The organism is Nocardioides albidus, assembly GCF_006335005.1.
Classification (GTDB): domain Bacteria; phylum Actinomycetota; class Actinomycetes; order Propionibacteriales; family Nocardioidaceae; genus Nocardioides; species Nocardioides albidus.
On sequence record NZ_VDMP01000027.1, the window covers coordinates 382,758 to 393,300 of the forward strand.

10 protein-coding genes and 1 tRNA gene are annotated in these 10,543 nt (G+C 71.5%); 3 read left to right on the top strand and 8 right to left on the bottom strand.

All coding sequences use genetic code 11. From position 1 onward, the window contains the following. Nucleotides 1–47 precede the first annotated feature (47 nt). From FHP29_RS20180 to FHP29_RS20195, 4 genes are all read right to left on the bottom strand, one after another. Nucleotides 48–1,448, bottom strand: coding sequence for a PucR family transcriptional regulator (locus tag FHP29_RS20180; RefSeq protein ID WP_139624645.1), 1,401 nt, complete (start codon nucleotides 1,446–1,448; stop codon nucleotides 48–50). 248 nt (nucleotides 1,449–1,696) lie between these two features. After that, entirely contained in the window at nucleotides 1,697–2,665 is a 969-nt protein-coding gene (locus FHP29_RS20185) for a LuxR C-terminal-related transcriptional regulator (RefSeq protein ID WP_139624646.1), read from the bottom strand. A 270-nt stretch (nucleotides 2,666–2,935) separates the two neighbouring features. Beyond that, nucleotides 2,936–3,496, bottom strand: coding sequence for an ImmA/IrrE family metallo-endopeptidase (locus tag FHP29_RS20190; protein ID WP_158296657.1), 561 nt, complete (start codon nucleotides 3,494–3,496; stop codon nucleotides 2,936–2,938). A gap of 322 nt (nucleotides 3,497–3,818) precedes the next feature. Then, a tRNA-Arg gene (locus tag FHP29_RS20195) sits at nucleotides 3,819–3,894 on the bottom strand. Between the two features lie 206 nt (nucleotides 3,895–4,100). Between FHP29_RS20195 and FHP29_RS20200 the strand changes: the two genes are divergently transcribed. Then, nucleotides 4,101–5,513, top strand: coding sequence for an LCP family protein (locus FHP29_RS20200; protein ID WP_139624648.1), 1,413 nt, complete (start codon nucleotides 4,101–4,103; stop codon nucleotides 5,511–5,513). Between the two features lie 30 nt (nucleotides 5,514–5,543). Further along, complete coding sequence (locus tag FHP29_RS22095; RefSeq protein WP_192904050.1) at nucleotides 5,544–5,717, top strand: hypothetical protein; 174 nt, start codon at nucleotides 5,544–5,546, stop codon at nucleotides 5,715–5,717. Between the two features lie 109 nt (nucleotides 5,718–5,826). Here the strand turns inward: FHP29_RS22095 and FHP29_RS20205 are convergent, their stop codons facing one another. The 3 genes from FHP29_RS20205 to FHP29_RS20215 form a co-directional block, all read right to left on the bottom strand. After that, nucleotides 5,827–6,174 carry an MscL family protein gene (locus tag FHP29_RS20205; RefSeq protein ID WP_139624649.1) on the bottom strand — a complete coding sequence of 116 codons (348 nt, stop codon included), beginning with the start codon at nucleotides 6,172–6,174 and terminating at the stop codon, nucleotides 5,827–5,829. A 57-nt stretch (nucleotides 6,175–6,231) separates the two neighbouring features. Then, the gene (locus FHP29_RS20210) at nucleotides 6,232–6,897 is read right to left on the bottom strand and encodes an SAF domain-containing protein (protein ID WP_139624650.1); all 666 of its coding nucleotides are present in this window, start codon (nucleotides 6,895–6,897) and stop codon (nucleotides 6,232–6,234) included. 95 nt (nucleotides 6,898–6,992) lie between these two features. Then, a complete protein-coding gene (locus FHP29_RS20215; protein ID WP_139624651.1) occupies nucleotides 6,993–7,313 on the bottom strand; it encodes an FmdB family zinc ribbon protein in 321 nt (106 codons plus the stop codon). Nucleotides 7,314–7,409: 96 nt separating this feature from the next. On the opposite strand from FHP29_RS20215, the gene FHP29_RS20220 reads away from it, so the two are divergent. Continuing rightward, nucleotides 7,410–10,055: a penicillin acylase family protein gene (locus tag FHP29_RS20220; protein ID WP_139624652.1), complete on the top strand. Its 2,646-nt coding sequence runs from the start codon at nucleotides 7,410–7,412 to the stop codon at nucleotides 10,053–10,055. Nucleotides 10,056–10,173: 118 nt separating this feature from the next. On the opposite strand, the gene FHP29_RS20225 is transcribed toward FHP29_RS20220, so the two are convergent. Further along, nucleotides 10,174–10,543, bottom strand: a 370-nt coding sequence (locus FHP29_RS20225) for a 5-formyltetrahydrofolate cyclo-ligase (protein WP_240044634.1), incomplete at its 5' end; no start/stop codon positions are given.

Consider the following 10,543-nt stretch of genomic DNA (forward strand, 5'->3'; position numbering starts at 1 on the left):
AGCCCGTGCCGGGAGTCTTCCCGGCACGGGCTCCGTGCGTGGCCGGACTATCGCATGACCGCTGTCGGCGAGCGGGCCACGTCGAACCGGCCGTCGGTGCCGTGTTGCGACGGGTGGCGCTCGGCGCTGAACTCCGACGGCTCGGCGGCCTTCTCCGGGTCGAGCACACCGACCGCGTCCATGACCCGGAGGGCGCACTCGATCTCCAGCCGCCGTTCGGCGAGCCGTTCCGCGCCGAGCAGCTCCTTGATCCGGTTCATCCGGTTCCCCACGGTGTTCCGCGCCACGTGCAGGGCCCGCGCCGCCCGAGCGACGCTGCCGTCGCAGGCCAGATACTGGGCCAGGGTCTGGCGAAGCGCCGTGGTCCGGTCGTCGCTGTCACAGAGTGGACCGAGCTCGCGCCTGACGAAGGTGTGGGCCAGGCGCGCGTCGCAGGCGAGGAGGTAGGCCAGCTCCACGTCGCCGTACCCCGTGGCCCCGGACCCGCCGACAGATGCTCTCGCCAGGGAGGAGATGTGCATCGCGGCCTGCGCCTCGCGGTGGGTGGTGCGGAATCCGTCGACTCCCCGTCCGGGGGTTCCGAAGGCCAGGCAGATCGTCGGCGGCAGCTCCCGGTCGATGTCCTCCAGCGCCAGGGGGCCGTTCGCCGCCGCCCAGGCGACCACGCGACCGTGACCATCGGGAAGCACCAGGATGTCGATGGCGCCGGCGGCGCGCAGGAGCTTCGCCGTCAGGTCGGCCAAGGCGGCCGAGTCGATCGCCATCCGTGGGCTCCACACGACGATGCCGGTGTGGGTGAGCCGGAACCGGTATCCCAGCTTCTGTGTTGCGACGTCGATGTCGGCGCTGCCGAGGAAGACGCTCTTCACCCAGGCTTCGCGCTCCGCGTCGCGTGATCGCGACCACTCGCGTCGTGCCTCGCCGTAGGCCTCGCTCACCTCGGTGGCCAGGACGTTCCAGTAGTGGAAGGCCCGGTCGGACAGCTCCCGCATCGCGCGCCCCTTCTCGTCGGGGGCGGTGAGGATGGCGTCGACGGCGCGGAGGAGCTCGGAGACCACCATCCGGTGGTAGAGGTGGACGCCTTGGATCAACATGCCCTCGGGCAGCGGATGGTGGACGTAGTGGCGGATCACCGACCGAATCTCGTTGCTCGCTCCCAGATACCGAACGTCATGTGTCGCGACGTACAGCAGACATCGGATCACCGCCATCTCGGGCTCGCGCCGCACAGCCAGCAGCGCCTCCGAGGTCGGTGGCTGGCCGGTGAACTCCTCGAACGCCCGCTCGATGGACGACCTGGTGCAGCCGACGGCCCAGGCCACGACCCCCTCCGAGTGCTCGCCGAAGGTCTGGCGGCACTCGACGAGCAGTTCCTCCCCGCACGCGGTCGCGTCGACATCCGCGTCCGGCCTCAGGTGGCGCATCCACGTCACGGGCGACGGATCCACGTCGTCGTTCCTCACGTCCATCTCTTTTCCGGTCTCGGGCACGACCGGACGCCTTCGTTCCGAGGGGTGGACCCACACCTCGGGTACGCCCCGCACCGAGAGGACGGCTGCCGTCCGTCGTACCTCCTTCCTCCGAAACGCTGCGCGCTCCGGACCACGGATGATAAGAGGTTCCGGCGATGGGGTGGCGGCGTCGCGAGCGTCGCGAGACGCGGGTGGACTCCGAGACCAGCGTCAGGATGGACGCGTCAGGCCCCGATCCCCATGCTGTGTCCGATCAGGGCGGCCTGGGCCCGGCTGTCGACTCCCAGGCACGTCAGCACGCCAGTGACGTGGTTCATGACCGTCTTCTCGGCGAGGCACAGCCGATCGGCGATCTCCTTGTTGCTCATTCCCGATGCGAGGAGAAGGAAGACCTTGCTCTGCTGCTGGGTCATCGCGGACAGTCCGTCCGGCACTCTGCGGCGGGCTACCCATTGGTCGAACAATCTGCGGGCGACCGTGGAGTCCAGGAGCATGTGCCCGCTGCCGACGAACTTGATCGCGGGAAGCAGCGATCGGCCACTGAGATCGTTCAGGACGATGCCGCCGACCTCCGCGACGTGGGCGGTCGAGATCAGGTCGGAGTCCCCGTCCCCGGCGAGGACGAGGGTCCTGATCGCCGGATCGATGGCACGGATGTCCCGACATGCCTGCACGACGGAGCCGTCGGCGAATCGACCACTCACCAGGACCACCTGCGGCCGCAACCTCTCGATCTCACGCACGGCACGTGGAGCGCTGTCCGCGTGACCGGCGATCCGGATCTCCGGGTCGGTGGCCACGATGTCGCTGATCCCACGGTCGAGGCCGTGCTCGCTGATCAGCAGGTAGACGCTGACCCGCGCCCCACGACTCGCGCCCGTCTCGTGCTGGGGCGCGGCTGGACCCGAGTCGCATCGCTCGGCCGGGCGGTCCACCCGGTGCCCGTCGTCGGCGGGCCCGCACAGCGGGGCGACGCTGAACGTGACCTCCCAGCCGGGATCCTGCGTCATCTGTCGGCAACGCGCCGCCTCGGCCGCGGCCGAGGCCTCGAGGGCGTTCGCGTACGGACCGCTGTAGGTGACCACCGACGTCGGCACGTCGACGGTGATGACGATGTGAGGAAGGGAGAGCTCGTCGACTCCCGTGGCCGCGATGCCGTCGGCCAGGAGAGCGGAGGCAGCCGTTCTCGTCATCGGTGGATCGGTTCTCACGTCGTCGGTCGTCTTTCGATCGGTTCTCGCGTCACGGGGGACGCGTTCATTGGGGGGACCTGTGCGGTGACAGCGCTGCGGTCGAGCGTTGCCACCGCACCGTGCGGCTCGCGGGATCCGGAAAGGGGGAGATCCGCGCGAGGGGGCGAGTGGGCCGGTACGAGGAGAGGCACGGCCGAGAGCGCCACTACGACTCGACGGGGCTCGGGGCGCCGGCCGGGCGGATCCGTATGCGGACGGTCGGTCGCGGTGTCACGGAACCGCCACCGCGCAGTCGAGCTGCAGTGCTCGCCAGCGAGCGATGGTCGGCGACACCTGAAAGCGCTTGGCGAGGCCGAGGTCGTCCAGTCCGTCGGATCTCGCGGCCACGAAGTCGGTGTGGGGGAGCAGCAGGGCGACGGCGAACTCGTTCGCGTAGATCTCGTCCGGATGAGTCCGGTGACGCCACCCCGTTGCGGACGACGGCCGCGGCTCGCTCCCGGCGACGCGGTCCCGGGTCCGCAGCCCTAGCAGGCGAGCGGATTCGAATCTCGATCGCACCAGGGAGCGACGGCCCCGCGAGGAGGACCCGGCTCCGGCCGACGAGGTGGCGAGCGACCCCCCAGCCCGCTCGCCCACCCCCGCCAGCCGTGCATCCACGGCGGCCACGATCGCCCGGGGATCCACGGGCAGAGTGCCCGACCGCCAATGCTCGCTGAGAACACGATCCGCATCGGCACGCGCACGCCGGCGGATCTCCCCGACCTCTGTCGCGTCCTGGCTCACGCGCACACCTCCCTCTCTGGGCAGGTGCACCACCTGCTCCTTCGACACGCCGAGACCCGAACGCTGCCTCGTTCGTCCGGACAGGCCGTCCTCGAACGGATGCCTCCACGAGCAAGGCGCGTTCGCTCCCGGGACGCCGTCCCGGCAGGCGAGCAAGACTGTTCGATCCCACCAACCTAGGGCGATCGAGCGGCCACCGTCCTTGGCACGCAGCACAGTGTTTGTGCCGTGCCATGGGCTCGCTGTGCAGGTCGTCCGCGTCGTGCGCGTGAGCCGGCCCACGGCCCCGAGCGTCCCAGGCGCCATCTCCTCCGGGAAGCAAGAGAACCACCGCCCGGGGCAAAGGGCGATGGCTCGGAGATGACCAGGTTGGTGCCCCAGGCAAGAGTCGAACTTGCGACCTTTCGCTTAGGAGGCGGCTGCTCTATCCACTGAGCTACTGGGGCGTGCGGACCATCTTGTCAGGTCCGGGCGGGCGGGTCCGGATTGGGTGGTCGGCGGGGGAGTGGGGACAATGGTGAGCGACTCGCCGCCGTACTTGGTGCGGGACCTAGGGTGAGCGTGGTACCACCGGTGCCGATCGGCGGCTGGCTCGGCAGCGACGTCGAGACACAGACCGTCCGCCGCCGGCGGCCACACGACCAGGTGAACGATGACGCAGGACGATCAGAGCGCGAGCCCGGGTGCGCCGGGGCGCCGTGCGCGCCGGGTGCCCACCTCCCGCGCCGACCGCCGCCGCCTGCGCGGGGAGCGCGGTGGCGGCAAGGCGGGACGACGGGCCTCCGGAGGCCGGCGCAAGGCGCCGCAGCCGGGCAAGGTCGTGGTCAAGGTGATCCTGGCGAGCCTGGTGTCGCTCGGGCTGGCGACGGGCCTCGGGGTCGTCATGATCTACAACAACTGGAACGGCAACATCGCCCGGGTCAGCCTCGACGACCAACTCGGCAACGACCGGCCGAAGAAGCAGAAGGTCGCCGGGCCGCGCGAGCCGATGAACATCTTGGTGATGGGCTCCGACAGCCGGGACTGCAAGGGGTGCGGGGTCGACGGGGAGTCGACCAACGGGCTGTCGGACACGACGATCCTGTTCCACCTCTCGGCCAACCGGAAGTTCGCCTACGGCATCTCCATCCCGCGCGACACCGCGGTGATGAGGCCGACCTGCTACGAGCCCGACGGCTCGGAGATCCGCGCCGCGACGACGTACGACAAGTGGAACGCCGCCTTCTCCTACGGCGGGCCGGCCTGCACCATCCGCCAGTTCGAGCAGACCACGGGCATCCCCCTGGACAACTACGTCGTCGTCAACTTCGGCCAGTTCAAGGACATGGTCAACGCGCTCGACGGCGTCGAGGTGTGCATCCCCGACGACATCGACGACGACGTCCGCAACATCCACCTCAAGGCCGGCACGCGCGAGATCAAGGGCGACGAGGCCCTCACCTACGTCCGCGCGCGCTACCGGATCGGCGACGGCACCGACCCCAACCGCACCCGCCGTCAGCAGGCCTTCATCGGCTCGATGATCAACAAGGCCCTGACCAAGGGCATGCTGGCCCGCCCCGACCGGATCGTCGGCTTCATGAACGCCGTCACCTCCGGCCTGCAGACCGACTTCGAGAACGTCGCCCAGATGGCCGACCTCGCCGTCACCGCCCAGGGCATCGGCGCCGACAACATCAAGTTCATCACCACGCCCTGGGCCTACTCCGACAAGGTGAGCTCCGGGATCGAGTGGACCCCCGAGGTCGAGAAGCTGTGGCGGCTGGTGCTCGAGGACAAGCGGCTCACCCCGGAGTTCCTCAAGGACGCGCTCAGCGCCGGTGACCGGCCGGACGGCTCGGCGTCGGGTGCGCCGAGCGGCGGGCAGCCCTCCGACCCGGCGAGCCCGTCCGACGACGCCACGTCCGACGCCCCGTCCGACGACGCGACGTCCGAGTCCGCGTCGGACTCCCCGTCCGAGTCGTCCTCCGGCTCCCCGTCGGGTACGCCGAGCGGCGGAGCCGTGAACCCGCCGGGTGGTGGTCTCAGCACCTCGGGCCGCGAGGCCGCCGGGTTGTGCACATGAGGGCACCCGAGGACGCCTGAGCAGGTCGAGATGGGCGAGCAGAGCGAGACGGAGTGGGAGCGGCGGCGCCGGCTGGCCGAGATCTTCGGTGACGTCGAGCCGTCGGTGAGCTCCGACGAGCGGGACGACGCACCGCCGGCGAGCCGTGACAGCGCCGCCGACCGGTGGCTGAGGTCGCAGGTCCCGCCGCACCACGGCGGCTGACCGGCGGCCCGAGACTCGCGGCCGAGACGGGCGGCGTGAGACGGGCACGGACACAGCGAGGGCCGGTGGGGGAGTCCCCACCGGCCCTCGGCCGCAGATGCGCGTGAGATCAGCGCGGGTCGCGGCTGGCCAGCGCGTCGCGGATCTCCATGAGCAGGTCGACCTCGGTCGGGCCGCTGGCCTCGGCGGGGAAGAAGCGCTCCTTGGCCTTGGTGTAGGGCACCACGACCACGAAGTAGACGACCGCGGCCAGGATGAGGAACGCGATGACGGCGTTGAGGAACGCGCCGAACGAGTTCGGGTCGTTGCTGAAGACGTCGCTGGCGGACTCGGGCATCTGCGCGGTCAGCCAGTTGACGAAGGTGGTCACGACGGTGGCGAACGCGGCGCCGACGATGAAGGCGACGGCGACGTCGACCAGGTTGCCGCGCAGGACGAAGTTCTTGAAGCCGGACATGTATCTCTCCTCTTTCCCGAGGTCATGGTGGAGCGGTGCCACTGGTGGCCCCTGAAACTAACTGTGACTCCATGTATAGGTCACGTATTCGCCTGCGGAGGCCGACGCGACGTGGTATACCACGTCCGAATCCAGGGCCAGGACGACCAGGCGGCCCGGGAGCGCGCCGTCGCCCGCCACGGCAGCGTCCGGGACCGCCAGCACGGTCGCGTCGCGGGCGAGCATCTCGGTCGTGCCCGCCTGCGGATCGGTGCCGAGCAGGCTGATCCGGTCGCCGGGACGCAGCAGGGCGACCTGGCCGGCGTCGGAGAGGCGGACCGGGGCGGTGACGGTGCCGGCCGGCTGCGCCGCCCCGAGCGCGGGACCGAGCAGCCGCACGTCGGTGACGGGCTCGCCGGCCCGCAGCGGGGCGGCCAGCCGTCGCCCGAGCGGGTCCCTCGCCGCGCCCTGCGGTACGACGTCCGGCGGGACGCGCCGCGTGACCAGGTCACCCTCCCGCAGCGCGCGCCCGGCCGGGAGATCGTGCGCCGCGACGAGCACCGCCGCGGTCGACGGCGGTGGCGGCGCCAGGGAGCGCACGGCGACCGCGGCCGCCACGCCCAGGAGGAGGGCGGCGATCAGGCGGCGCCGGCGCAGCAGCCGTCGTCGTACGTCGTCGAGGGCGTCGCGCACGCGCCGGCGCGGAGAGCGGGCGACGGCGGGCCGAGGGTCACGGGGCTCCATGCCGGCGACCGTAGGCGTCCGCGACGCCGGCTGCCGGCGCCATCCACAGGGGCCATCCGCGGGGGCCATCCGCGGGGCCGGGACGCGGGCGTGGATCAGGCGGGCGCGGCGGCGGTGCTCGACGTCGACGAGCCGGTCGAGCCCGTGGAGGTGGCCGAGCTCGAGGAGCCCGACGAGTCGCCGCCGCTCGACGCGGCCGGGCTGCTGGCCGCCGCGGCCGGGCTGGAGGACTTCGAGTCGGACTTGCTGTCGGTCTTGTAGAAGCCGGACCCCTTGAACACCACGCCGACCGAGTTGAACACCTTGCGGAGCTTGCCGGTGCACTCGGGGCAGGTGGTCAGGGCGTCGTCGCTGAACTTCTGGACCTGCTCGAAGGCATGGCCGCACTCGGTGCACAGGTACTGGTAGGTGGGCATCGACGTTCCTCGCTTGGCACTCTCGCCCTAGCACTCTTGCCGGGCGAGTGCCAATGCTACGTCAGGTGGCACGCACACGGCACAATGGCGCGCACCATGGTGGACCACGACACGGGCGCCGACGCCCCGCCCGCGAAGCCCTCCTCCCCCTCCTGGTCCCGGTGGGTGCGCTGGACCACGGCGGTCGGCGTCCTCCTCGCGATCGTGCTGGTCGCGGCGCTGACCACGGCGGTCGTCGGCGTCCGCCGCTCCTGGCCCCAGACCGGCGGCGAGCTGGCGATCAGCGGCCTCGAGGCGGAGGTGCGGGTGGGGCGCGACGACCACGGCATCCCGCAGATCTACGCCGACTCCACCCACGACCTGATGCTCGCCCAGGGCTTCGTGCACGCCCAGGACCGCTTCTACGAGATGGACGTACGACGCCACGCGACCGCCGGGCGCCTCTCGGAGCTGTTCGGCGACGCGGGCCTGGAGACCGACCTCGTCGTGCGCACCCTCGGCTGGCGCGACGTGGCCGAGAAGGAGTTGGGGCTGCTCAAGCCGGCCACCCGCAGCGCGCTGGACGCCTACGCCGAGGGCGTGAACGCCTATCTCGAGGGGCGCTCGTCCTCCGAGATGTCCCTGGAGTACACCCTGCTCGGGATCACCGGCCTCGACTACCAGCCGGAGAAGTGGAGCGCCGTCGACTCGGTCGCCTGGCTCAAGGCGATGGCCTGGGACCTGCGCGGCAACCTCGAGGAGGAGATCGGCCGGGCCGTGGCGACCGCGACGGTCGGTGCCACCCGTGCCGAGGACCTCTACCCCGCCTACCCCTACGACGAGCGCCCCCCGGTCGTGCAGCAGGGCGGTGTGGCCGACGGCGTGTTCGACCAGGACGCCTCCGGGGCCGGCGCCGGCTCCCTCGCCCGCCCGCCGGTCGGGGGCGCCGGCGCGGTGCGGGCGCTCGCGAAGGTGCACGACGTGCTGGCCGGCGTACCCGCGCTGCTCGGGCGGGGCGACGGTCTCGGGAGCAACGCGTGGGTCGTCGACGGCGACCACACCGAGTCGGGAGCCCCGATCCTCGCCAACGACCCCCACCTCGGGATCTCCCTGCCCGGCGTCTGGACGCAGGTCGGCCTGCACTGCCGCACCCTGTCGCCGGAATGCCCCTACGACGTCGCGGGGTTCAGCTTCTCCGGCGTCCCCGGCGTCGTGATCGGCCACAACCGCGAGATCGCCTGGGGCTTCACCAACCTCGGCCCCGACGTGACCGACCTCTACGTCGAGCGGGTCACCGGCGACGAGTGGGAGTACGACGGGCAACAGCTCCCGCTCACGCGGCGCACCGAGCGGATCCAGGTCCGCGACGGCGAGGACGTCGAGCTCACCGTCCGGTCCACCAGCCACGGGCCGCTGCTGTCGGACCTGGCCCGGTTCGCCGACGAGGACGGCATCGAGCTCACCGAGGACGGGCTGCTGGACCAGGTCGACGCCGTCGCCGACGGCCGGCAGGACGAGTCAGCCGGTGACGTCGCGATCTCCCTGGCCTGGACCGCGCTCACCCCGCGCCCGACCGCGGACGCCCTGCTCGCCCTCGACCGGGCCGGCGACTGGACCTCCTTCCGCAAGGCCCTGTCCGCCTTCGCCGTTCCCGGCCAGAACGTCGTGTACGCCGACACCGAGGGCCACATCGGCTACCAGGCGACCGGCCTCGTGCCGATCCGCCGGCCCGGCAACGACGGCCGGCTGCCCGCCGCCGGCTGGTCGAAGGACACCGCCTGGACGGGCGAGTTCGTGCCCTACGACGCTCTGCCGAACGTGCTCGACCCCGACTCCGGGATCATCGCCACCGCCAACCAGGCCGTCATCGACCCGGACCGCTACCCGCCGCACCTCACCGCCGACTGGGACCAGGGCTACCGCTCCGAGCGGATCGCCCAACTGCTGGCCGCCGACGACGAGCTGAGCGTCGAGGCGATGAGCGCCATCCAGCTCGACGACCGCAGTGCGATCGGCGAGGCGCTGACGCCGTACCTCCTCGACGTGGACCTGCCGCGCGGCTACTACTCCGACGGACAGCGCCTGCTGCGGTCGTGGAACTACCAGCAGGACCCCGACAGCGCGGCGGCGGCGTACTTCAACGTGGTGTGGCGCGAGCTGCTCGCACGGACCTTCTCCGACGAGCTGCCGAAGGTGATCCAGGCCGACGGAGGCCACCGTTGGTTCTCGGTCGTCGAGACGCTGCTGCGGCGCGGACGCAGCCCGTGGTGGGACGACGTGCGCACCGACGACAAGATCGAGCGGCGCAGCGACATCCTGCGCGAGGCGATGGTCGCGGCCCGCGACGAGCTGACCGCGCTGGAGTCGCCGAGCGCCGAGGAGTGGACCTGGGGCGCGCTGCACGAGCTGGAGCTGCGGTCCTCGACGCTGGGGGAGTCCGGCATCGGGATCGTCGAGCGGCTCTTCAACCGCGGCGGCTGGGAGGTCGGCGGCGGTGGCTCCCTCGTCGACGCGACGGCCTGGGACGCGCGGGAGGGCTACGACGTCGTGACCGCCCCGTCGATGCGGATGGTGGTCCCGATGGACGACCTCGACGCAGCCCGCTGGATCAACCTCACCGGCGCCTCCGGCCACGCCTTCCACCCGCACTACACCGACCAGACCGACCTGTGGGCCCGCGGCGAGACCCTGCCCTGGGTGTTCTCCGAGCAGGCCGTGCGCAGGGCCGCCGAGGACACCCTGCTGCTGACCCCCGAGGGTTGAGTTTCCCCTTTCTCACCGTTGAGTTGCCGCTTTCCCACCGTTGAGTTGCCGGCAGCGCGGGACCCGGTGGCAACTCAATCGTGAGTTCGGGGCAACTCAACGGAGAGTTCGGGGCAACTCAACAGAGGTGGTGGATCCCGCCGGGGGTGGCGGCGGCGGTGACGGGACGGTCGTGCGGCTCGGAGGGGACGTCGGGGAGCACCTCGTCGTCGTACAGCAGGACGCAGGTGAAGGTGCCGACGGGCACCCGGGCCAGGGCCCGGTCGTACGAGCCGCCGCCGCGGCCCATCCGCATCCCCGAGCGGGAGACGGTCAGGCCGGGGACGAGGACGACGTCCGCGGTCGCGATCGCCTCGACACCCAGGCGGGGACCGACGGGCTCGAGCAGGCCGCGGCGGGCGGGGGCGAGCGAGGTGGCGCCGTGGTACGCCGTCCAGTCGAGGTCGTTGTCGGGCAGCAGTACCGGCAGCAGCACCCGCTTGCCGGCG

Coding starts and splice junctions, on each gene's coding strand:
- FHP29_RS20185 (WP_139624646.1), bottom strand. CDS start 2,665: ATGACGAGAACGGCTGCCTCCGCTCTCCTGGCCGACGGCATCGCGGCC.
- FHP29_RS20200 (WP_139624648.1), top strand. CDS start 4,101: ATGACGCAGGACGATCAGAGCGCGAGCCCGGGTGCGCCGGGGCGCCGT.
- FHP29_RS22095 (WP_192904050.1), top strand. CDS start 5,544: ATGGGCGAGCAGAGCGAGACGGAGTGGGAGCGGCGGCGCCGGCTGGCC.
- FHP29_RS20205 (WP_139624649.1), bottom strand. CDS start 6,174: ATGTCCGGCTTCAAGAACTTCGTCCTGCGCGGCAACCTGGTCGACGTC.
- FHP29_RS20210 (WP_139624650.1), bottom strand. CDS start 6,897: ATGGAGCCCCGTGACCCTCGGCCCGCCGTCGCCCGCTCTCCGCGCCGG.
- FHP29_RS20215 (WP_139624651.1), bottom strand. CDS start 7,313: ATGCCCACCTACCAGTACCTGTGCACCGAGTGCGGCCATGCCTTCGAG.
- FHP29_RS20220 (WP_139624652.1), top strand. CDS start 7,410: ATGGTGGACCACGACACGGGCGCCGACGCCCCGCCCGCGAAGCCCTCC.